The organism is Bacillus cereus group sp. MG9 (genome assembly GCF_040459995.1).
In the GTDB taxonomy this organism is placed as follows: Bacteria; Bacillota; Bacilli; order Bacillales; family Bacillaceae_G; genus Bacillus_A; species Bacillus_A mycoides.
Window position 1 is genome coordinate 90,001 of the sequence record NZ_JARVHC010000001.1, and the last position, 22,933, is coordinate 112,933.

Here is a 22,933-nt window from a genome sequence, read left to right on the forward strand (position 1 = left end):
GAAACTTCGTTCTCTCTTGAATGTATCCTGAGTACGGCGGAACACGTGAAATTCCGTCGGAATCTGGGAGGACCATCTCCCAAGGCTAAATACTCCCTAGTGATCGATAGTGAACCAGTACCGTGAGGGAAAGGTGAAAAGCACCCCGGAAGGGGAGTGAAAGAGATCCTGAAACCGTGTGCCTACAAATAGTCAGAGCCCGTTAATGGGTGATGGCGTGCCTTTTGTAGAATGAACCGGCGAGTTACGATCCCGTGCGAGGTTAAGCTGAAGAGGCGGAGCCGCAGCGAAAGCGAGTCTGAATAGGGCGTTTAGTACGTGGTCGTAGACCCGAAACCAGGTGATCTACCCATGTCCAGGGTGAAGTTCAGGTAACACTGAATGGAGGCCCGAACCCACGCACGTTGAAAAGTGCGGGGATGAGGTGTGGGTAGCGGAGAAATTCCAATCGAACCTGGAGATAGCTGGTTCTCCCCGAAATAGCTTTAGGGCTAGCCTTAAGTGTAAGAGTCTTGGAGGTAGAGCACTGATTGAACTAGGGGTCCTCATCGGATTACCGAATTCAGTCAAACTCCGAATGCCAATGACTTATCCTTAGGAGTCAGACTGCGAGTGATAAGATCCGTAGTCAAGAGGGAAACAGCCCAGATCGCCAGCTAAGGTCCCAAAGTGTGTATTAAGTGGAAAAGGATGTGGAGTTGCTTAGACAACTAGGATGTTGGCTCAGAAGCAGCCACCATTTAAAGAGTGCGTAATAGCTCACTAGTCGAGTGACTCTGCGCCGAAAATGTACCGGGGCTAAATACACCACCGAAGCTGCGAATTGATACCAATGGTATCAGTGGTAGGGGAGCGTTCTAAGTGCAGTGAAGTCAGACCGGAAGGACTGGTGGAGCGCTTAGAAGTGAGAATGCCGGTATGAGTAGCGAAAGACGGGTGAGAATCCCGTCCACCGAATGCCTAAGGTTTCCTGAGGAAGGCTCGTCCGCTCAGGGTTAGTCAGGACCTAAGCCGAGGCCGACAGGCGTAGGCGATGGACAACAGGTTGATATTCCTGTACCACCTCTTTATCGTTTGAGCAATGGAGGGACGCAGAAGGATAGAAGAAGCGTGCGATTGGTTGTGCACGTCCAAGCAGTTAGGCTGATAAGTAGGCAAATCCGCTTATCGTGAAGGCTGAGCTGTGATGGGGAAGCTCCTTATGGAGCGAAGTCTTTGATTCCCCGCTGCCAAGAAAAGCTTCTAGCGAGATAAAAGGTGCCTGTACCGCAAACCGACACAGGTAGGCGAGGAGAGAATCCTAAGGTGTGCGAGAGAACTCTGGTTAAGGAACTCGGCAAAATGACCCCGTAACTTCGGGAGAAGGGGTGCTTTCTTAACGGAAAGCCGCAGTGAATAGGCCCAAGCGACTGTTTAGCAAAAACACAGGTCTCTGCGAAGCCGTAAGGCGAAGTATAGGGGCTGACACCTGCCCGGTGCTGGAAGGTTAAGGAGAGGGGTTAGCGTAAGCGAAGCTCTGAACTGAAGCCCCAGTAAACGGCGGCCGTAACTATAACGGTCCTAAGGTAGCGAAATTCCTTGTCGGGTAAGTTCCGACCCGCACGAAAGGTGTAACGATTTGGGCACTGTCTCAACCAGAGACTCGGTGAAATTATAGTACCTGTGAAGATGCAGGTTACCCGCGACAGGACGGAAAGACCCCGTGGAGCTTTACTGTAGCCTGATATTGAATTTTGGTACAGTTTGTACAGGATAGGCGGGAGCCATTGAAACCGGAGCGCTAGCTTCGGTGGAGGCGCTGGTGGGATACCGCCCTGACTGTATTGAAATTCTAACCTACGGGTCTCATCGACCCGGGAGACAGTGTCAGGTGGGCAGTTTGACTGGGGCGGTCGCCTCCTAAAGTGTAACGGAGGCGCCCAAAGGTTCCCTCAGAATGGTTGGAAATCATTCGTAGAGTGCAAAGGCATAAGGGAGCTTGACTGCGAGACCTACAAGTCGAGCAGGGACGAAAGTCGGGCTTAGTGATCCGGTGGTTCCGCATGGAAGGGCCATCGCTCAACGGATAAAAGCTACCCCGGGGATAACAGGCTTATCTCCCCCAAGAGTCCACATCGACGGGGAGGTTTGGCACCTCGATGTCGGCTCATCGCATCCTGGGGCTGTAGTCGGTCCCAAGGGTTGGGCTGTTCGCCCATTAAAGCGGTACGCGAGCTGGGTTCAGAACGTCGTGAGACAGTTCGGTCCCTATCCGTCGTGGGCGCAGGAAATTTGAGAGGAGCTGTCCTTAGTACGAGAGGACCGGGATGGACGCACCGCTGGTGTACCAGTTGTTCTGCCAAGGGCATAGCTGGGTAGCTATGTGCGGAAGGGATAAGTGCTGAAAGCATCTAAGCATGAAGCCCCCCTCAAGATGAGATTTCCCATAGCGTAAGCTAGTAAGATCCCTGAAAGATGATCAGGTTGATAGGTTCGAGGTGGAAGCATGGTGACATGTGGAGCTGACGAATACTAATAGATCGAGGACTTAACCATATAATATGAAGCAATGTTATCTAGTTTTGAAGGAATATACCTTCATCAGTTTGGTGATGATGGCAGAGAGGTCACACCCGTTCCCATACCGAACACGGAAGTTAAGCTCTCTAGCGCCGATGGTAGTTGGGACCTTGTCCCTGTGAGAGTAGGACGTCGCCAAGCAAAATAAAAACACAAGTCTTTTGACTTGTGTTTTTTCGTGTTTCTTTTTACAATTCATAGTAATTTAAAAAATCTTTACTTAAAGAATCGTCCTTTTGATTAAAGACAGGGAAATGTGGCTAGGATAGTGAATAAGCAAAAGAGTTGCAAATTTTTTTAATACGTATATAATTAAAGTCAAAGATAGTCAAAGTCAATAAAGGTGGCGGATAAATGAGAAATATATCTGATATCATTGAGAAATATCTAAAGCAAGTTATTGACTTAAGCAATAATAATGCGATTGAAATCAAGAGGAATGAGGTCGCTGATCGATTCGATTGTGTGCCGTCTCAAATCAACTATGTAATCAATACCCGTTTTACGTTAGAAAGAGGATTCGTAGTAGAAAGTAAACGAGGTGGAGGAGGTTACATTCGCATTATAAAAGTCAAACTGCATGATGATATAGACATTATTGATCAAATGCTTCATATGATTGATCATAGCGTTGCACAAGGAAATGCTGAAAGTATGATTATACGTTTAATAGAAGAAGGAATTATAACAAATCGTGAAGCTAAACTTATGTTAAGCGTACTAGATCGTTCTGTATTATTAATGGATGTTCCTTCTCGAGATGAACTTAGGGCTCGAATATTATGCGCAATGTTAAGAACACTGAAATATAAATAAATATAACTTTTGTTAAGAATGATAGCTAAGATAATGCAGTTTAATATTGTAGGGATTTTGAAAGATGACATGTGCTTTTACTAAATGGATTAAGGAAAGAGAACAATCTAGTAATGTATGAAAAGTATCATGAGATAGATCGTTCCTGTTGTAAAGGTGGGGGATAGCGATGACTTGTCAAAACTGTAATATAAGACCAGCAACTTTACATTATACAAAAGTAATCAACGGAAAAAAGGCGGAAGTTCATCTTTGCGAGCAATGTGCAGAACAAAGTGGCTATACGTCTTTCTTTCAATCACCGCAGTCTAATTTTTCATTCCATGACCTATTAGCCGGATTATTGCATAGTGAACCGGCAATGTTTGAAGAAGGGCAAGATGCATTTTCAAATACAAATATATCAAGATGTCCGAATTGTAAGATGACATATGAACAATTTACAAAAGTGGGACGCTTTGGATGTGCTTCTTGTTACGATACATTTAAGGGGCATTTAAAACCGTTGTTAAAACGTCTTCACGGTGGGCATACGGATCATTGTGGAAAAATTCCTGAACGTATAGAAGGAAATATCTACTTAAAGAAAGAATTAGATGAACTAAAACTCAATCTGAAACAATATGTACAGAAAGAGGAATTTGAGAAAGCGGCTGAAGTACGAGATAAAATTCGAGGTCTTGTAAATCAGCTTAGTGAGCATAGAGAGGGGGAATAGTTCTATGTCACTGGACAGAATCATGAATGAAGCGATTAGTCCATGGATGAAGGGAGATGGCCCTGATTCTGATATTGTTTTAAGTAGTCGAATTCGTTTGGCTCGTAATTTTAAAAAATATCAATTCTCTACTATGCAAAACGAGGAAGAAGCTAAGCAGATTCATGAGTTATTTAAGAAGAAGTTTATAAAAAAACCTGTAGAACCTTTTGGGGAGTTTGAACTATTAAAAATGAATGAATTAAATCCTCTTCAAAGGAGAGTTTTAGTTGAGAAGCATTTAATTAGTCCAAATCTTGCAGGAACAGAATACGGAGCATGCCTACTATCAGAAAGTGAACATATAAGTATCATGCTTAATGAAGAGGATCATGTTAGGATTCAGTGCCTATTTTCAGGTTTACAGTTATCAGAGGCGCTTCAAAGTGCCAATCAAATAGATAATTGGATCGAGGAGCAGGTTGAATATGCTTTTGATGAATCGCTTGGATATATTACGAGTTGCCCCACTAACGTCGGTACAGGATTAAGGGCTTCGGTAATGATTCATTTGCCGGGACTGGTTTTAACGAAAAGAATTAACCGTATTATACAAGTAATTCAAAAATTAGGGTTAGTAGTAAGAGGAATATACGGTGAAGGTAGCGAAGCGTTAGGTAATATATTTCAAGTGTCAAATCAAATGACACTAGGGAAATCAGAAGAAGATATTATTGCAGATTTAAAGAGTGTCATTCAACAAATCATCCATCAAGAAAAAACGGCTAGAGAATTAATTGTACAAAATTCAAGCATTGAGCTTGAAGATAAAGTATATCGTTCTTACGGAATACTAGCTAACAGTCGTTTAATTCAATCTGCAGAAGCAGCCACTTGCTTATCAGATGTACGGCTTGGTATTGACTTAGGATATATACAAGGTATATCGAGAAATATTTTAACTGAGTTAATGGTTCTTACTCAGCCAGGCATTTTGCAACAATATGCAGGAGGACCTTTAGGGCCAGAAGAAAGAGATTATCGAAGAGCAACCTTAATCCGTGAGCGATTACGAATTGAACAAAATTAAGCGCAAGTAGGAGGCGATTTCTATGATGTTTGGAAGGTTTACAGAACGAGCACAGAAAGTATTAGCTTTATCTCAAGAGGAAGCAATTCGCATTGGGCATAATAATATTGGAACAGAACATATTTTACTTGGGCTTGTACGCGAAGGTGAAGGAATTGCAGCAAAAGCGTTAATTGCTCTTGGATTAAGTCCAGAGAAAGTTCAAAAAGAGGTAGAAGCATTAATTGGACGTGGAACAGAAGCTTCTCAAACAGTACATTACACACCTCGTGCTAAAAAAGTTATTGAGTTGTCTATGGACGAAGCTCGTAAGCTAGGCCATTCCTACGTTGGAACAGAACATATTTTACTTGGTTTAATCCGTGAAGGTGAAGGTGTAGCAGCACGCGTTTTAAATAATTTAGGTGTAAGCCTAAATAAAGCAAGACAACAAGTGTTACAACTCCTTGGAAGTAATGAAGCTAGTTCAGGTCACCAGGGTGGTTCATCAACAAATGCGAATACACCTACACTTGACAGTCTAGCACGTGATTTAACAGTTGTTGCACGTGAAAATCGTTTAGATCCTGTTATTGGACGTAGTAAAGAAATTCAACGTGTAATTGAAGTGTTAAGCCGTAGAACAAAAAACAATCCAGTATTAATTGGAGAACCTGGTGTAGGTAAGACAGCAATTGCGGAAGGATTAGCACAGCAAATTGTAAATAATGAAGTTCCTGAAACTTTAAGAGATAAGCGTGTTATGACATTAGATATGGGTACAGTTGTTGCTGGAACAAAATATCGTGGTGAATTTGAGGATCGTTTAAAGAAAGTGATGGATGAGATTCGCCAAGCTGGTAACATCATTCTATTTATTGATGAGCTTCATACGTTAATTGGTGCAGGAGGGGCGGAAGGTGCAATTGATGCATCGAATATTTTAAAACCATCTTTAGCACGTGGTGAATTACAATGTATTGGTGCAACAACTTTAGACGAATATCGTAAATATATTGAAAAGGATGCGGCATTAGAAAGACGTTTCCAACCAATTCATGTTGATGAACCAAACTTAGAAGAATCAGTTCAAATTTTAAAAGGTTTACGTGATCGTTATGAGGCGCATCACCGCGTATCTATTACAGATGATGCAATCGATGCGGCTGTAAAACTTTCAGATCGTTACATTACAGACCGTTTTTTACCTGATAAAGCAATCGATTTAATTGATGAGGCTGCATCAAAAGTGCGCTTACGTTCTTATACAACACCGCCAAACTTAAAAGAGCTTGAAGTGAAGCTTGAGGAAATTAGAAAAGAAAAAGATGCAGCTGTACAAAGCCAAGAATTTGAAAAAGCTGCTTCCTTACGTGATATGGAACAACGTTTACGTGAAAAGTTAGAAGATACAAAGCGTCAGTGGAAAGAGAAACAAGGACAAGAAAACTCAGAAGTAACAGTAGAAGATATTGCAAATGTCGTTTCCACATGGACACGTATTCCAGTTTCTAAACTTGCACAAACAGAGACAGATAAATTATTAAACTTGGAATCAATTTTACATGATCGTTTAATTGGGCAGGATGAAGCAGTTGTAGCTGTGGCAAAAGCTGTTCGTCGTGCGAGAGCGGGATTAAAAGATCCGAAACGTCCAATTGGCTCATTTATTTTCCTAGGACCTACTGGTGTAGGTAAAACAGAACTAGCAAGGGCATTAGCAGAATCTATGTTCGGTGATGAGGATGCAATGATCCGCATCGATATGTCTGAGTACATGGAAAAGCATTCTACTTCTCGTTTAGTTGGATCTCCTCCAGGATATGTTGGATATGAAGAAGGTGGACAATTAACAGAGAAAGTTCGTCGTAAGCCATATTCAGTTGTCTTATTAGATGAAGTAGAGAAAGCTCATCCTGATGTGTTTAATATTTTACTACAAGTATTAGAAGATGGCCGTTTAACAGATTCTAAAGGACGTACAGTTGATTTCCGTAATACAATTGTTATTATGACGTCTAATGTTGGTGCAGACGCATTAAAACGTAATAAACATCTTGGATTTAACGTACAAGATGAGAGCCGCGATTATTCAGATATGAAAGGTAAAGTAATGGATGAATTGAAAAAAGCATTTCGTCCAGAATTCTTAAACCGTATTGATGAAATTATCGTGTTCCATATGCTTGAGAAAAAACATATTCAAGAAATTGTAACTCTTATGGTGAATCAGTTAGTGAAACGCTTAAAAGAACAAGAGATTGAATTGCACTTAACAGAAGGAGCAATTTCAGCAATTGCTGATAAAGGATTTGATCGAGAGTACGGTGCTCGTCCGCTTCGTAGAGCAATTCAAAAACATGTAGAAGATAGACTATCAGAAGAACTGTTAAAAGGTGCTATTGAGAAAGGACAAAAAGTTATCTTTGATATAGAAGGAGAATCATTTGTCATTCATAGTGCGGAAAAGGTAAAATAAGTATAGACAAACAAAGAGGGCTACGCGATAGCCCTCTTTCTTGTACGAGAAGGATAAACGTTTGTAGATGAAAGTGAAGTGAACTATAAAAGATATGGCTAAAAAGAAAACAAAATTTACATGTCAAGAATGTGGTTATCAGTCGCCAAAATATATGGGGAAATGTCCTGGATGTGGTCAATGGAATACGCTTGTTGAAGAGATGGAACCAGTTGTATCATCAAGACGCCTTAATTATGCCAATGCAATTCAATCAGAAGTAACAAAACCAAGACGCTTAACAGAGGTAGAAACAAAGTCTGAGGCGCGTATTGAAACGAAATTTCAAGAGTTTAACCGTGTACTTGGTGGCGGGATTGTAGATGGATCTTTAGTACTTATTGGTGGAGACCCTGGGATTGGGAAATCAACATTGTTATTACAAATTTCATCGCAATTAGCAGATTCTTCATATGATGTACTATACATATCAGGTGAGGAGTCAGCAAAGCAGATCAAACTTCGTGCAGATCGTTTGCATGTAAAGGGTAGTAATCTATTTGTTGTAGCAGAGACTGATTTACAGAGAATTGCAGCGCACATTGAAGAGATGAATCCAGCTTTTGTTGTTATTGACTCCATTCAGACGATACATTTACCTGAAGTGGCGTCAGCCCCAGGGAGTGTAACGCAAGTACGTGAATGTACAGCGGAATTAATGAAACTTGCAAAGACGAAAGGGATTCCTATTTTTATCGTCGGACATGTGACAAAAGAAGGTGCAATTGCAGGACCACGTATGCTAGAACATATGGTTGATGCAGTTCTTTACTTTGAAGGAGATCGTCACCATACATATCGTATTTTGCGAGCTGTGAAGAACCGTTTTGGTTCCACAAATGAAATGGGTATCTTTGAAATGAAGGAACTAGGTCTTGCAGAAGTACTAAATCCTTCTGAAATTTTCCTTGAGGAACGTCCAGTTGGAGTTGCAGGATCCACAGTGGTTGCTTCAATGGAAGGAACAAGACCGGTTTTAGTAGAAATACAAGCATTAATCTCCCCTACTAGTTTTGGAAATCCTCGAAGAATGGCGACGGGAATTGATCATAACCGCGTTTCACTTATTATGGCAGTGCTAGAAAAAAGAACAGGTTTATTGTTGCAAAATCAAGACGCATATTTAAAAGTTGCGGGTGGCTTGAAATTAGATGAACCAGCAATCGATTTAGCTGTCGCCTTAAGTATTGCTTCAAGTTTCAGAGATAAAGCTACTGCACCAGCCGATGCGGTAATAGGAGAAGTAGGCCTAACTGGAGAAATAAGAAGAGTATCAAGAATTGAACAACGTGTACAAGAAGCAGCGAAATTAGGATTTCAACGTGCTATTATTCCTAGAAAAAATTTGGGAGGATGGACAATTCCAGATGGGATTGAGGTAGTAGGTGTTTCTAATTTAGGAGAAGCGCTTCGTTTGACATTAGGAGGCTAGGCTATGGAGGAAAACAAGCAACGTGTCAAAAGTATGATTAATATTCTACAGCTTGTTGCCCCAGGAACACCACTACGCGAAGGGATAGATAACGTACTTCGTGCGCAAACTGGAGGGCTAATTGTTCTTGGGTATAATGAGCAGATTAAAAGTATTGTTGATGGAGGATTTCACATTAATTGTGCATTCTCACCGGCTAGTTTATATGAATTAGCAAAAATGGATGGGGCACTTATTTTAAATGAAACTGGGAGCAAAATTTTAATTGCAAATGCACAATTAGTTCCAGATCCATCCATTGATTCTATTGAAACAGGTATGCGTCACCGAACGGCAGAGCGTGTAGCAAAGCAGACGGCTAGCCTTGTTGTGGCTATTTCACAAAGACGTAACGTAATTACACTATATCAAGGGAACTTACGTTATACACTAAAAGATATAGGGGTAATTTTAACAAAGGCAAACCAAGCTATTCAAACGTTAGAAAAATATAAAGCTGTATGGAATGATGGGATTACGAATTTGGGCATTCTAGAATTTGAAGAGGTCGTTACAATGTCCGAGGTAGTCCACGTTTTACATAGTGTTGAAATGGTACTGCGTATTAAAAATGAAATAGTGAGCTACATTCATGAGTTAGGAACGGAAGGAAGGTTAATTCGTTTACAACTTACAGAATTACTAGCTGACTTAGAAGCAGAGGCAGCGTTATTAATTAAGGATTATTATCAAGAAAAAACGCAGGATCACCATCAAATTTTGAAAAAGTTACAAGATCTTGCAAATACACAGCTTTTAGAGGATAGCGATTTAGTTAAATTGCTCGGCTATCCAGGGCAAATGAGCTTAGAAGAAAGCGTGACACCGAGGGGATACCGAATCGCAAGCAAAATTTCTCGTGTTCCACCACTTATCATTGAAAATTTAATTAATCGATTTAAAACATTGCAAGGTGTTTGTCGTGCAACTATTAATGAATTGGATGATGTGGAAGGAATTGGGGAAGTTAGGGCGAAGAAAATACGAGAGGGCCTAAAAAGAATTCAAGAGCATCTCTATATGAGTAGACACAATTAAGAATATTACATTGATTCCATAATATAACGACACTAGAACATTTTTGTTATATGATATGGTATATTGGTAAATAAAACTATTTACAAAAAAACACGTCCGCTTTTGCATTCGGCGTTTTGATTAGCAAAACAATGGTTAATAATGAGTAGGAGGTGGTTGGATGTTAAAAAGGATCGTACAGCTCTTCTTTTTAGTGATCGGGGGAGCGTTAGGGATTTTTCTAATCCCAAAAGTTATTAATGTATTGGACGTTGGTGCTGTTCCTTTGCTTGAGGGATCGTACGTTCGTGCGATTATTGGTGCAATTATTTTATTTTTAACAACATTTTGGCTTGTGGATTATATTGTTCAACTTATTAAACATATCGAAGAAGCCCTTGTAAAGGCACCGGTAGCGGATGTTTTATTTGGTACATTAGGGTTGATCTCTGGTCTTATTGTTGCATATTTAATTTTGATACCAATTCGTGAATTCACGATTCCAGTCATTAGTACAGTATTACAAGTGTTCTTTACTCTTTTACTTGGTTATTTAGGATTCCAAGTAGGATTTAAAAAGAGAAATGAATTGCTAGGATTATTTACATTACCCCAGCGTGGAGGTAAGAAGAAAAACAATAGCGAGAACGAAGAGGTAGAGGTAGAAAAATCTACAACTCATTGGAAAATTCTCGATACAAGTGTAATTATTGATGGACGTATTGCGGATATTTGCCAAACGAAGTTTTTAGAAGGAACAATTGTGATTCCACAATTCGTATTAGAAGAGCTTCAGCATATTGCCGATTCTTCTGATGCTTTAAAGCGTAATCGTGGTCGCAGAGGATTAGACATTTTAAATCGTATTCAAAAAGAGCTACCAATTCCGGTGGAAATTTATGAAGGCGATTTTGAGGATATCCAAGAGGTGGATAGCAAGCTTGTAAAGTTAGCTAAAATCACTGGTGGAACTGTTGTAACAAATGATTTCAACTTAAACAAAGTTTCTGAATTACAAGGAGTAACAGTATTAAACATTAACGATTTAGCAAATGCAATTAAACCAGTCGTACTCCCTGGCGAAGAATTAAGTGTTTATGTTGTGAAAGATGGTAAAGAACAAAATCAAGGTGTGGCATATTTAGATGATGGCACGATGATTGTAGTAGAAGACGGTAGAGAATATGTCGGTTCGCAACTTAATGTACTAGTTACAAGTGTGTTGCAAACATCGGCTGGTCGTATGATTTTCGCAAAACGTAAATTATTAGAAAAAGCATTATAAGTAGAGGATTATTAATATGTATACGTTAATTATTCCGGCAGCGGGTCAAGGGAAACGGATGGGTGCTGGCAAAAACAAGTTGTTCTTACTTATAAATGGAGTACCTATCATTGTGCATACATTACGTGCTTTTGAAAAAGATAAAGCATGTAAACGTATTATCATGGCAATTAACGAAGAGGAACGCCCTTATTTTGAGGAGTTAATGCAGAAGTACCCGGTTGAAAAGCAGGTGCAATTTATTCAAGGCGGGGCCGAAAGACAAGATAGTGTGTATAATGCGCTTCAGTATGTGAGTGGTGTTGAATATGTTCTCGTACACGATGGTGCGCGCCCGTTCGTAACGAATAAGATGATGCAGGATGTATTAACTGCAGCAGAGAAATATGGTGCTTCCATTTGTGCGGTGCCAGTGAAGGATACCATTAAGAAAGTAGAACAGGGTGTTGTTGTTGAAACGGTAGAACGTTCTCAGCTTAAAGCGGTTCAAACACCGCAAGGATTTTCTGTTCCTCTTTTATTAGAAGCTCATAGAAGTGCAAAGCAAAGTTGTTTTCTTGGTACAGATGACGCAAGTCTCGTAGAACGTGTAGGGAAGAAAGTGGGCGTAGTAGAGGGGAGTTACTATAATATTAAAGTGACGACTCCAGAGGATTTACTAATTGCTGAAAGTTTCCTTCATGTTCAGAAGAAATAGAAGTGATGGTATTATAGTAAAGAAAAGCTCGGCAGTTGCCGGGCTTTTCTTTATAGAGATAGCAATATAATATAGAATTCATAAAGTAGTTTAGATTGAGGAGGATGTAAAGAATGTTTCGAATTGGACAAGGTTTTGATGTACATGAATTTGCGGAAGGTAGACCGTTAATTATCGGTGGAATTACAATTCCTCATGAAAAAGGATTAATCGGTCACTCGGATGCAGATGTATTGTTACATACGATTGCTGACGCATGTCTAGGAGCAATTGCAGCAGGAGATATTGGAAAACATTTTCCCGATACAGATCCTGCCTTTAAAGATGCGGATTCAGCCGTATTGTTACAAAAGGTTTGGGAATTTGTGCGTGAACAAGGTTATGAGCTAGGGAACCTAGATTGTACAATTATTGCCCAAAAGCCAAAAATGGCACCGCATATTGAAAGCATGCGTAAACGCATTAGTGAACTATTAGAAACGTCTATTGATAATATTAATGTAAAGGCAACAACAACAGAAAAATTAGGATTTACAGGTAGAGAAGAAGGGATTGCTTCTCAAGCGGTTGTTTTATTACAGAAAAAATAGTGGTTTTTAATTCGTAAGATGGATAATCACGTTTTTTTGGTGTACAATTATAGAATGTGTTGACATTAAGATTGGAAGGTGTACCAACTATGGAAAAGCAAGTGAGAGTGCGCTATGCGCCAAGTCCAACAGGACACTTACATATCGGAAATGCGCGTACGGCATTATTTAATTATTTATTTGCTCGTCATCAAGATGGTAAGTTTATTATTCGTATTGAAGATACTGATGTGAAACGTAATGTTGCTGGTGGAGAAGAAAGCCAATTAAAATACTTGAAATGGCTCGGTATGGACTGGGATGAAGGTGTTGATGTTGGTGGTGAATTTGGACCATATCGTCAAACAGAGCGTTTAGATATTTATAAAAAATTATATAAAGATTTATTAGAGCGTGATTTAGCTTACAAATGTTATATGACAGAAGAAGAGCTAGAAGCAGAGCGTGAAGGTCAAATCGCTCGTGGTGAAACACCGCGTTATGCAGGAAACCACCGTGATTTAACTGAGGAGCAAATTAAAGGATTTGAGGCTGAAGGCCGTATTCCAAGTATTCGCTTCCGTGTGCCGGCTGATAGCGACTACACGTTTAAAGATCTCGTAAAAGATGAAGTTGCATTCCATTCAAATGATTTTGGTGATTTCGTTATCGTGAAAAAAGATGGAATTCCAACTTATAACTTTGCGGTAGCGGTAGATGATCACTTAATGGAGATTACACACGTACTTCGTGGTGATGATCATATTTCAAACACGCCAAAACAAATGATGATTTATGAAGCTTTCGGTTGGGATATCCCGAAGTTCGGTCATATGACTTTAATTGTAAACGAAAGCCGTAAAAAGCTAAGTAAGCGTGACGAATCTATTATTCAATTTATTGAGCAATATAAAGAGCTTGGATATCTTCCAGAAGCAATCTTTAACTTTATTGCATTACTAGGTTGGTCACCAGTAGGTGAAGAAGAAGTCTTCTCTCAAGATGAGTTTATCAAAATGTTTGATGCAGCTCGTTTATCAAAATCACCTGCATTATTTGATTCCCAAAAACTAAAATGGATGAACAACCAATATATGAAAAAACAAGATTTAGATACGGTTGTTGAACTAAGCTTACCGCATTTAGTGAAAGCGGGTCGCGTAGGTGAAAACTTAAGCGAACAAGAACAAGCCTGGGTTCGTGATGTAATTGCTTTATATCATGACCAAATGAGCTTTGGAGCTGAAATTGTAGAGCTTTCTGAAATGTTCTTTAAAGATCATGTTGATCATGAAGAAGAGGGACAAGAAGTATTGAAAGGTGAACAAGTACCTGAAGTACTTCGTGCATTTGCCGATCAATTAGAAGCTTTAGAAGCAATGGAGCCAGCGGCAGTTAAGGCGGCTATTAAAGCAGTTCAAAAAGAAACAGGACATAAAGGTAAAAACCTATTTATGCCAATCCGTGTTGCTACTACTGGACAAACACATGGTCCAGAGCTTCCTAACGCTATTGCTCTTCTTGGAAAAGAAAAAGTTTTAAATCGTATTCAAAAAGTAATTGGTTAACATTTTCTAGGTTTAGCAATATAATAAGTATATCTAAAATCTAATAAGGAAAAGCGACGAGAAGGAGAAGTAGAAAATCAGGCTTTTTACAGAGAGAACCACCCTTAGGCTGGAAGTGGTTTATAAGCGGATTTTTGAAATGCCCCTTCGAGTCTTCTGTTGAACAGCGAAGTATTTCGCGGAACGTCTTAGGGCGCAAAGTAAACAGAAGCGGTGTAAACCGTTATCATGGATGAGTTTGAGGCTTCTTTAGCCTAAACAGAGTGGAACCGCGCTTAAAAGGCGTCTCTGTCTATATGACAGAGGCGTCTTTTTTTTATACCATGTAAATGGTGTGAGTATAAGTTTTATCTCCTTGTATAGAGATTTAGGGGGAAGTGGGGAGTTAGTTCACTCGAAAAAAGCAGCCCATAAAGGGGAGGGAACATCGATGTTTAAGAGGCTTCGGGAAGATATTGAAGTCGTTTTTGAACAGGATCCAGCGGCAAGAAGTTATTTCGAAGTCATTTTAACTTACTCTGGATTACATGCAGTTTGGGCCCATCGAATTGCACATGCTTTTTATAAAAGGAATTTTTTCTTTATGGCACGTTGGATTTCGCAAGTTAGTCGTTTTTTTACTGGCATTGAGATTCATCCAGGAGCAACTATTGGTCGTCGTTTTTTCATTGATCATGGAATGGGGGTTGTAATTGGAGAAACGTGTGAAATTGGTGAAAACGTAACAATTTATCAAGGTGTCACATTAGGTGGTACAGGTAAAGAAAAAGGAAAGAGGCACCCTACAATTCAGGATAATGTATTAATTGCAACAGGTGCTAAAGTACTAGGTTCTATTACTATTGGAGAGAATTCTAAAATTGGAGCAGGATCTGTCGTGTTAAAGGAAGTTCCTGCGCATTCTACAGTTGTAGGTATACCTGGCCGAGTCGTTATTCAAAATGGAGTAAAGATTGGTCAAGAATTAAATCATTCTGATCTTCCGGATCCGATTTTTGATAAATTAAAGGTTATGGAAGTAGAACTTGATAAATTGAGAAAGCAACTTGAAGTAAAGGTAGGAAGGAAGGATAAAAATGACTATTCACATTTATAATACGTTAACGCGTCAAAAAGAAGAGTTTATGCCATTAGAAGAAAATAAGGTAAAGATGTATGTGTGCGGACCTACAGTGTATAACTACATTCACATTGGGAATGCAAGACCACCTATGGTGTTTGATACAGTACGCCGTTACTTAGAATATAAAGGATATGATGTGCAGTATGTATCTAACTTTACTGACGTGGATGATAAATTAATTAAGGCGGCAAACGAATTAGGTGAAGATGTGCCAACAATTGCAGATCGTTTTGTTGAAGCTTACTTTGAAGATGTAACGGCACTAGGTTGCAAACATGCAACGGTTCATCCACGTGTAACGGAAAATATGGATATCATTATTGAATTTATTCAAGAACTTGTGAATAAAGGGTATGCATATGAATCAGAAGGTGATGTGTACTTTAAAACGAAAGAATTCGAAGGTTACGGTAAATTATCACATCAACCGATTGCAGACTTACGTCACGGTGCACGTATTGAAGTAGGAGAAAAGAAACAAGACCCTCTTGATTTTGCTTTATGGAAAGCTGCGAAAGAAGGAGAAATCTTCTGGGAAAGCCCTTGGGGGAAAGGACGCCCAGGGTGGCATATTGAATGCTCAGCAATGGCGCGTAAATATTTAGGGGATACAATTGATATTCATGCTGGTGGTCAAGATTTAGCATTTCCTCATCATGAAAATGAAATTGCGCAGTCTGAGGCGTTGACAGGAAAAACATTTGCACGTTATTGGATGCATAACGGATATATTAATATTAATAACGAGAAGATGTCTAAGTCGCTTGGAAACTTCATTTTAGTTCACGATATCATTAAACAATATGATCCACAGTTAATCAGGTTCTTTATGCTATCGGTACATTACCGTCACCCAATTAACTTTAGCGAGGATTTATTGCAAAGTACTAATAATGGACTAGAAAGAATTAAAACAGCTTACGGTAACTTAAAGCATCGTATGGAAAGTAGTACGGATTTAACGGACCATAATGAAAAATGGTTAGCTGAAATGGAAAAGTTCCAGGTTGCATTCGAAGAAGCGATGGATGATGATTTCAATACGGCTAATGCGATTACTGAATTATATAACGTAGCAAATCACGCAAATCAATATTTGTTAGAAGAACATACTTCTAAAGTTGTAATTGAAGCGTATGTAAAACAACTTGAAACATTATTTAGTATTTTAGGATTAGAATTAGCACAAGAAGAGTTGCTTGATGAAGAAATTGAAGCACTAATCCAAAAGCGTATTGAAGCTCGTCAAAATCGTGACTTCGCACTATCTGATCAAATTCGCGATGATTTAAAAGGACGTAATATTATTTTAGAAGATACCGCTCAAGGTACAAGATGGAAAAGAGGATAAGAATGATTGATGCAAAGCAATTGAACAGCTTAGCTTTAGCATATATGGGTGATGCGGTATATGAGCAATATATCCGCTATCACCTCCTTCAAAAGGGGACAGTTCGCCCTAATCAATTACATCGCTTAGGGACGGGCTTTGTTTCGGCAAAAGCACAGGCGAAAGTTGTTTATCATTTATTAGAAACGGCATTTTTGACAGAAGAGGAAGAGGCGGTATTAAGAAGAGGGCGTAATGCGAATTCGGGTACTGTTCCAAAAAATACAGATGTACAAACATATCGACACAGTACAGCCTTTGAAGCGCTAATCGGTTATCATCACTTGTTGAATAATCGTGAAAGATTGGACGAGATTGTATATAAGGCGATTGACGTTTTGGAAGAAAAGGAAGGGAGCACATCATCATGAGTAGTGAATATATTATCGGACGTAACCCTGTAATTGAAGCTTTAAGAGCGGGGAGAGATATTAATAAAATTTTGGTAGCGGAAGGTGCTGCCAAAGGACAAGTGCAAATTGTACTAGCATTAGCAAAAGAGAATAAGGTTATTTTGCAACACGCACCAAAGAAGAAATTAGATCAATTGGTTGAGGGTAATCATCAAGGTGTAATTGCTCAAGTAGCTGCATATCAATATGCTGAGTTAGAGGATTTGTTTAAATTAGCAGAAAAACGCAATGAAGATCCGTTCTTCTTAATTTTAGATGAAATTGAAGACCCGCATAACTTAGGCTCTATTATGCGTACTGCAGATGCAACAGGGGCTCAGGGGGTTATTATTCCAAAAAGAAGAGCGGTGGGGCTTACAGCGTCAGTTGCGAAAGCGTCGACTGGGGCAATTGAATATATTCCTGTTGCACGTGTAACAAATTTATCGCGTACAATTGATGAATTAAAAGAACGTGGACTTTGGATTGCTGGTACAGATGCCAAAGGGAAAACAGATTACCGTAATTTAGATGGTAATATGCCAATCGGACTAGTAATTGGTAGTGAAGGAAAAGGTATGAGTCGTATTATTGGTGAAAAGTGTGATTTCCTAATTACTTTACCGATGGTCGGTAAAGTTACATCCTTAAATGCTTCAGTAGCCGCAAGTTTGTTAATGTATGAGGTATATCGTAAACGTCACGAAATTGGTAAATAAAAAATGAACGATATTTTAATCGTTGACGGTTACAACATTATCGGGGCTTGGGGAGACTTGAAGAAACTGCGGGATGTAGATTTACAGTCATCAAGAGACGCACTTATTGATAAGATGGCGGATTATCAAGGTTATACAGGCACAAAGGTAATGATTGTCTTTGATGCCTATACAGTCTATGGTATTGAAAAAAAGATGAAACAATCACGGGTGGAAGTAATATTCACGAGAAAAAATCAAACTGCAGATGAAAAGATAGAACAACTTGCGATTGAGCTTAGAAATATAAATACACAAATATACGTTGCAACTTCGGATTATACGGAGCAATGGATTATATTTGCGCAAGGTGCACTTCGAAAATCTGCGCGTGAATTAGAGTTAGAAGTGCAAGCGATGGAACAACAAGTAAGAAGGTGTACAAAAGACACGAAAGAAAAGCAACCCGCCATGCGAAAGATATTTAGTGAAGATATTACAGAAAAATTAGAAAAATTAAGAAGAGGAGAGCGTTGAAGCATTGACGCTCTTTATCTTTTTACTGTATAATATTGCTAAATATATAGCGGTCGGAGGGATCAGGGTGGAAGCAGGCTTCGTAAGTGTAGGCGACGTTACATTTCGTGATTTAGAGGATGAGGCAATCGTTGAGTTAGTTCGAAAAGGTAATACTGACGCTCTAGAATATTTAATTCACAAATATAAGAACTTTGTTCGCGCGAAATCAAGATCTTATTTCTTAGTGGGTGCCGATCGAGAAGATATTGTTCAAGAAGGCATGATTGGATTGTTTAAAGCTATTCGTGATTATAAAGGGGACAAGCTGTCTTCGTTCAAAGCATTTGCTGAACTGTGTATCACTCGACAAATTATTACCGCTATTAAAACAGCAACAAGGCAAAAACATATTCCGTTAAATTCGTATGTGTCTTTAGATAAGCCAATTTACGATGAGGAATCTGATCGAACATTATTAGATGTTATTTCGGAATCGAAAGTAACTGATCCAGAAGAGATGATTATAAGTCAGGAAGAATATACAGACATAGAATCTAAAATATCTGAATTATTAAGCGATTTAGAAAGAAAAGTGCTCTCTTTATACTTAGATGGTCGTTCCTATCAAGAAATTTCAGAACAGTTAAACAGGCACGTGAAATCTATTGATAACGCATTGCAGCGTGTAAAAAGGAAATTAGAAAGATATATGGAGATGAGAGAGAGCACAACTTTAAATTCATAGCAAGTGCCGCAGGTGTAAAATAATTCACCTGTTTTCTTTTTGTTAAGAGAGTGAAAGTCATGACATTGACATTGTCTTTTGTTGTATGATACATTTTTAGGGACAATGTTACAAGGTTGGTGTAACTAATGAGGAAAAAAGTTGTACTCTCATGTGAAGAGTGTAAAAATCGAAACTACTCTACGATGAAAGATACGAGCTCAGTAGAGCGACTTGAGATAAAGAAGTTTTGTAAAACATGCAATAAGCATACAGTTCACAAAGAAACAAAATAAATAATTGAAATAATAAACTGGAGGTCCCGTAGATGCGTTTAACGAACTTTTTCGGCGATGTAGGTCGCGAAATGAAAAAAGTAAGTTGGCCTAAAAAAGATGAATTACTCCGATCAACAACGACTGTTATCGCGACAGTTGTGTTCTTTGCGATTTTCTTCGCAGTGGTTGATATGGGCATTTCTTCTTTAATTCGGTTAATTCTTGGTTAATTCTTGAATAAGAAGCACTTATCCATGATATAATGTTATTTATAAGAACTGTGTAAAAGCCCGGTGAACGGGTTTTTTCATTTGCGCAAAAAAATGTACGTCAGGGAGGGAAGGACGCTCGTCCTAAATGAATGGAAAAAAGTTGGTATGTTGTCCATACTTATTCTGGATATGAAAATAAAGTAAAAGCAAACCTAGAGAAGCGTGTAGAATCAATGGGTATGCAAGATAAAATTTTCCGTGTTGTTGTCCCGGAAGAAGTAGAAGTAGAAATGAAAAATGGTAAAGAAAAAATAACGAAAAGAAAAGTGTTCCCAGGTTACGTATTAGTAGAACTAATCATGACTGACGATTCTTGGTATGTTGTTCGTAATACGCCAGGTGTAACAGGCTTTGTCGGTTCTTCTGGTTCAGGATCTAAACCATCGCCTCTATTAGAAGAGGAAGTTGTTACCATCATGAAGCATATGGGAATGGACAATGAAGTGGTTGATTTCGAATTTGAACTTCATGAAACAGTGCGTGTAAATGAGGGGCCATTCGCGGATTATACAGGTGCGATTGAAGAAATTGATGTGGAAAAGAAAAAAGTTAGCGTGCTTGTAGACATGTTCGGTCGCGAGACTCCGGTTGAACTTGATTTCCATCAAATTGAAAAATTATAAAATGAAACTTGAAATGAATTGTAAAAAGTGATAATATCTTTTAAGTCAGTACGTCTTCGGTAACGGAGACGTTTTTTGAAAAAGATTTTATCATTATGATAAAATATGAAGTGGGAGGGCAAATCACTGCCCAATTGACCACATCACGGACTTAAGGAGGTGTGTCTCGTGGCTAAAAAGGTAATTAAAATGGTAAAACTTCAGATTCCTGCAGGTAAAGCTAATCCAGCTCCGCCGGTTGGTCCAGCATTAGGACAAGCAGGTGTTAACATCATGGGCTTCTGTAAAGAGTTTAACGCTCGTACAGCTGATCAAGCTGGTCTTATCATCCCTGTTGAAATTACGGTATTTGAAGACCGTTCATTCACTTTCATTACTAAAACTCCTCCTGCTGCTGTTCTTCTTAAGAAAGTAGCTGGTATTGAGTCTGGTTCTGGTGAACCAAACCGTAATAAAGTGGCAACTGTTAAGCGTGATAAAGTACGCGAAATCGCTGAAACTAAAATGCCTGACCTAAACGCTGCTAGCGTAGAAGCTGCAATGCGTATGGTTGAAGGTACTGCGCGCAGTATGGGCATCGTTATCGAAGACTAATTCGATTTGTTTTTTGTAAAAAAGGTTGCGGGTCTGGAATTCCAATTCGCAACCTTTATTATCGTAAATGATCATCATTTTTAAATAAATGGATGGGCGCACATCCTCGGGGGTTCCCGGAATGAAGGCGTAAACGTGGGAGGTTATTCCGCTAAAACCACATTCAAGGAGGAAATAAACATGGCTAAAAGAGGTAAAAAGTACGTTGAAGCTGCAAAGCTTGTTGATCGTGCGTCTGCTTACTCTGCAACAGAAGCAGTAGAATTAGTAAAGAAAACAAACACAGCTAAATTTGATGCAACTGTAGAAGCTGCATTCCGTTTAGGTGTTGACCCTAAGAAAGCTGACCAACAAATTCGTGGTGCAGTTGTTCTTCCACACGGTACTGGTAAAGTACAACGTGTATTAGTATTCGCTAAAGGCGAAAAAGCAAAAGAAGCTGAAGCTGCTGGCGCTGAATTCGTAGGCGATGCTGATTACATCGGTAAAATCCAAAAAGGTTGGTTCGATTTCGATGTAGTAGTAGCAACTCCTGACATGATGGGTGAAGTTGGTAAACTTGGTCGTGTATTAGGACCTAAAGGTTTAATGCCAAACCCTAAAACTGGAACAGTTACTTTCGATGTAACTAAAGCTGTTAACGAAATCAAAGCTGGTAAAGTTGAATACCGCGTTGATAAAGCTGGTAACATCCACGTTCCAATCGGTAAAGTATCTTTCGAAGATGCTAAATTAGTAGAAAACTTCAAAATAATTGCTGACACGCTACAAAAAGCTAAGCCAGCTGCTGCAAAAGGTACTTACATGAAGAACGCAACTGTTGCTTCTACAATGGGACCTGGCGTACGCGTAGACGTTTCTACACTTGCGTAAAAATTGGAAGTTGACTTCATAAAGAAGTTTTAATATAATCATTTATGTTGTGAATTTTAATAGTGTACCGTAGACAGTAGGAGTCGATTCGACTTAATTTCCTACCTAGGTGTTAATATACGAAGCGGAATCTTTTTTCTGTGACTATATGCCTCCATGTCTACAAGTTGGGCATGGAGGTTTTTAGTGCACTTTCGGTACATCTTCTATATAATCTACAGGAGGTGTAATAACATGAGCAAAGTAATCGAAACTAAACAACAAGTTGTAACTGAAATCGCTGAAAAACTTCGCGCGAGTAAATCTACAATTGTTGTTGACTACCGTGGTTTAACAGTTTCTGAAGCAACAGAATTACGTAAAAACTTACGTGAAGCTGGCGTTGAGTTCAAAGTTTACAAAAACTCTTTAACTCGTCGTGCTGCAGAGTCTGCTGAAATGGCTGAGTTAAACGAATTCTTAACAGGACCAAACGCAATCGCGTTCAGTAACGAGGATGTAGTTGCTCCTGCGAAAGTATTAAACGACTTCGCTAAAAATCATGAAGCTTTAGAAATTAAAGCGGGCGTAATCGAAGGTAAACTTGTAACACTTGATGAGGTTAAAGCTATCGCTACTCTTCCATCACGTGAAGGCTTACTTTCTATGCTTCTTAGCGTTCTTCAAGCTCCAATCCGTAACCTTGCACTTGCTACTAAAGCAGTTGCAGATCAAAAGGAAGAGCAAGGCGCTTAATTTTTTAAAAGATAATTACTTGTTATCTATAAAACAATACAAACCTATTTAAGGGAGGATATTTACAATGACTAAAGAACAAATCATTGAAGCAGTTAAATCTATGACTGTATTAGAACTTAACGACTTAGTAAAAGCTATCGAGGAAGAATTCGGCGTAACTGCTGCTGCTCCTGTAGCTGTAGCTGGTGGCGCTGGTGAAGCTGCTGCTGAGCAAACTGAATTTGACGTAGTACTTGCAAGTGCTGGCGCTCAAAAAATCAAAGTTATCAAAGCTGTACGTGAAATCACTGGTCTTGGCTTAAAAGAAGCTAAAGAATTAGTTGACAACACTCCAAAAGCAATCAAAGAAGGCGTTACTAAAGAGGAAGCTGAAGAAATGAAAGCTAAACTTGAAGAAGTTGGCGCTGCTGTAGAAGTTAAGTAATTAACTTTTGGTGCTTTAA

23 protein-coding genes, 2 rRNA genes and 2 other annotated features (1 of these 27 cut by a window edge) are annotated in these 22,933 nt (G+C 39.2%); all 25 genes read left to right on the forward strand.

What is annotated here, in order from left to right; all coding sequences use genetic code 11:
• A 23S ribosomal RNA gene (locus tag QCI77_RS00500) occupies window positions 1–2,535 on the forward strand (it extends 387 nt beyond the left edge of the window).
• 49 nt (window positions 2,536–2,584) lie between these two features.
• Window positions 2,585–2,700, forward strand: a 5S ribosomal RNA gene (rrf, locus tag QCI77_RS00505).
• A 213-nt stretch (window positions 2,701–2,913) separates the two neighbouring features.
• A complete protein-coding gene (gene ctsR, locus QCI77_RS00510) occupies window positions 2,914–3,375 on the forward strand; it encodes a transcriptional regulator CtsR (RefSeq protein WP_002029353.1) in 462 nt (153 codons plus the stop codon).
• 169 nt (window positions 3,376–3,544) lie between these two features.
• Window positions 3,545–4,093 (forward strand): protein-arginine kinase activator protein McsA, encoded by a 549-nt coding sequence (gene mcsA, locus QCI77_RS00515; RefSeq protein ID WP_002009823.1) that lies wholly within the window; start codon window positions 3,545–3,547, stop codon window positions 4,091–4,093.
• Window positions 4,094–4,097: 4 nt separating this feature from the next.
• On the forward strand, window positions 4,098–5,162 hold the full coding sequence (mcsB, locus tag QCI77_RS00520; RefSeq protein ID WP_002169332.1) for a protein-arginine kinase McsB: 1,065 nt from the start codon (window positions 4,098–4,100) through the stop codon (window positions 5,160–5,162).
• Window positions 5,163–5,184: 22 nt separating this feature from the next.
• Window positions 5,185–7,620 carry an ATP-dependent protease ATP-binding subunit ClpC gene (gene clpC, locus QCI77_RS00525; RefSeq protein ID WP_002009819.1) on the forward strand — a complete coding sequence of 812 codons (2,436 nt, stop codon included), beginning with the start codon at window positions 5,185–5,187 and terminating at the stop codon, window positions 7,618–7,620.
• Between the two features lie 94 nt (window positions 7,621–7,714).
• Complete coding sequence (gene radA / locus QCI77_RS00530; RefSeq protein ID WP_353824397.1) at window positions 7,715–9,091, forward strand: DNA repair protein RadA; 1,377 nt, start codon at window positions 7,715–7,717, stop codon at window positions 9,089–9,091.
• 3 nt (window positions 9,092–9,094) lie between these two features.
• Window positions 9,095–10,168: a DNA integrity scanning diadenylate cyclase DisA gene (gene disA / locus QCI77_RS00535; RefSeq protein WP_000392162.1), complete on the forward strand. Its 1,074-nt coding sequence runs from the start codon at window positions 9,095–9,097 to the stop codon at window positions 10,166–10,168.
• A gap of 160 nt (window positions 10,169–10,328) precedes the next feature.
• Complete coding sequence (locus QCI77_RS00540) at window positions 10,329–11,432, forward strand: PIN/TRAM domain-containing protein (protein ID WP_002063406.1); 1,104 nt, start codon at window positions 10,329–10,331, stop codon at window positions 11,430–11,432.
• Between the two features lie 16 nt (window positions 11,433–11,448).
• Entirely contained in the window at window positions 11,449–12,129 is a 681-nt protein-coding gene (gene ispD, locus QCI77_RS00545) for a 2-C-methyl-D-erythritol 4-phosphate cytidylyltransferase (protein ID WP_002009811.1), read from the forward strand.
• 113 nt (window positions 12,130–12,242) lie between these two features.
• Window positions 12,243–12,719 (forward strand): 2-C-methyl-D-erythritol 2,4-cyclodiphosphate synthase, encoded by a 477-nt coding sequence (gene ispF / locus QCI77_RS00550; RefSeq protein ID WP_000488386.1) that lies wholly within the window; start codon window positions 12,243–12,245, stop codon window positions 12,717–12,719.
• An 89-nt stretch (window positions 12,720–12,808) separates the two neighbouring features.
• Window positions 12,809–14,266 carry a glutamate--tRNA ligase gene (gene gltX / locus QCI77_RS00555; protein ID WP_002091496.1) on the forward strand — a complete coding sequence of 486 codons (1,458 nt, stop codon included), beginning with the start codon at window positions 12,809–12,811 and terminating at the stop codon, window positions 14,264–14,266.
• Window positions 14,267–14,313: 47 nt separating this feature from the next.
• Window positions 14,314–14,559: a binding site (T-box leader), on the forward strand.
• Between the two features lie 137 nt (window positions 14,560–14,696).
• Window positions 14,697–15,362: a serine O-acetyltransferase gene (gene cysE / locus QCI77_RS00560; protein WP_002091498.1), complete on the forward strand. Its 666-nt coding sequence runs from the start codon at window positions 14,697–14,699 to the stop codon at window positions 15,360–15,362.
• A complete protein-coding gene (cysS, locus tag QCI77_RS00565) occupies window positions 15,343–16,740 on the forward strand; it encodes a cysteine--tRNA ligase (protein ID WP_002091500.1) in 1,398 nt (465 codons plus the stop codon). Before cysE ends, cysS begins: the two co-directional genes overlap by 20 nt.
• 2 nt (window positions 16,741–16,742) lie before the next feature.
• Window positions 16,743–17,150 carry a Mini-ribonuclease 3 gene (locus tag QCI77_RS00570; RefSeq protein WP_002009804.1) on the forward strand — a complete coding sequence of 136 codons (408 nt, stop codon included), beginning with the start codon at window positions 16,743–16,745 and terminating at the stop codon, window positions 17,148–17,150.
• Window positions 17,147–17,890, forward strand: a complete 744-nt coding sequence (rlmB, locus tag QCI77_RS00575; protein ID WP_353824398.1) for a 23S rRNA (guanosine(2251)-2'-O)-methyltransferase RlmB — start codon at window positions 17,147–17,149, stop codon at window positions 17,888–17,890. The genes QCI77_RS00570 and rlmB overlap by 4 nt, the downstream gene beginning before the upstream one ends.
• A 3-nt stretch (window positions 17,891–17,893) precedes the next feature.
• Window positions 17,894–18,406: an NYN domain-containing protein gene (locus tag QCI77_RS00580; protein ID WP_002009801.1), complete on the forward strand. Its 513-nt coding sequence runs from the start codon at window positions 17,894–17,896 to the stop codon at window positions 18,404–18,406.
• A gap of 67 nt (window positions 18,407–18,473) precedes the next feature.
• The gene (locus QCI77_RS00585; protein WP_002009799.1) at window positions 18,474–19,133 is read left to right on the forward strand and encodes an RNA polymerase factor sigma-70; all 660 of its coding nucleotides are present in this window, start codon (window positions 18,474–18,476) and stop codon (window positions 19,131–19,133) included.
• 128 nt (window positions 19,134–19,261) lie between these two features.
• Complete coding sequence (gene rpmG / locus QCI77_RS00590) at window positions 19,262–19,408, forward strand: 50S ribosomal protein L33 (RefSeq protein WP_012260172.1); 147 nt, start codon at window positions 19,262–19,264, stop codon at window positions 19,406–19,408.
• Between the two features lie 32 nt (window positions 19,409–19,440).
• Window positions 19,441–19,620 (forward strand): preprotein translocase subunit SecE, encoded by a 180-nt coding sequence (secE, locus tag QCI77_RS00595; protein ID WP_002009797.1) that lies wholly within the window; start codon window positions 19,441–19,443, stop codon window positions 19,618–19,620.
• Window positions 19,621–19,751: 131 nt separating this feature from the next.
• Window positions 19,752–20,285: a transcription termination/antitermination protein NusG gene (nusG, locus tag QCI77_RS00600; protein ID WP_002009795.1), complete on the forward strand. Its 534-nt coding sequence runs from the start codon at window positions 19,752–19,754 to the stop codon at window positions 20,283–20,285.
• Between the two features lie 168 nt (window positions 20,286–20,453).
• Entirely contained in the window at window positions 20,454–20,879 is a 426-nt protein-coding gene (rplK, locus tag QCI77_RS00605; RefSeq protein ID WP_001085872.1) for a 50S ribosomal protein L11, read from the forward strand.
• Window positions 20,880–21,059: 180 nt separating this feature from the next.
• Window positions 21,060–21,752 carry a 50S ribosomal protein L1 gene (gene rplA / locus QCI77_RS00610; RefSeq protein ID WP_353824399.1) on the forward strand — a complete coding sequence of 231 codons (693 nt, stop codon included), beginning with the start codon at window positions 21,060–21,062 and terminating at the stop codon, window positions 21,750–21,752.
• Between the two features lie 49 nt (window positions 21,753–21,801).
• Window positions 21,802–21,947 (forward strand) — a sequence feature (ribosomal protein L10 leader region).
• A gap of 39 nt (window positions 21,948–21,986) precedes the next feature.
• Window positions 21,987–22,487, forward strand: coding sequence for a 50S ribosomal protein L10 (gene rplJ, locus QCI77_RS00615; RefSeq protein ID WP_002009790.1), 501 nt, complete (start codon window positions 21,987–21,989; stop codon window positions 22,485–22,487).
• 67 nt (window positions 22,488–22,554) lie between these two features.
• The gene (gene rplL, locus QCI77_RS00620; protein WP_002009788.1) at window positions 22,555–22,914 is read left to right on the forward strand and encodes a 50S ribosomal protein L7/L12; all 360 of its coding nucleotides are present in this window, start codon (window positions 22,555–22,557) and stop codon (window positions 22,912–22,914) included.
• The last annotated feature ends 19 nt before the right edge of the window (window positions 22,915–22,933 follow it).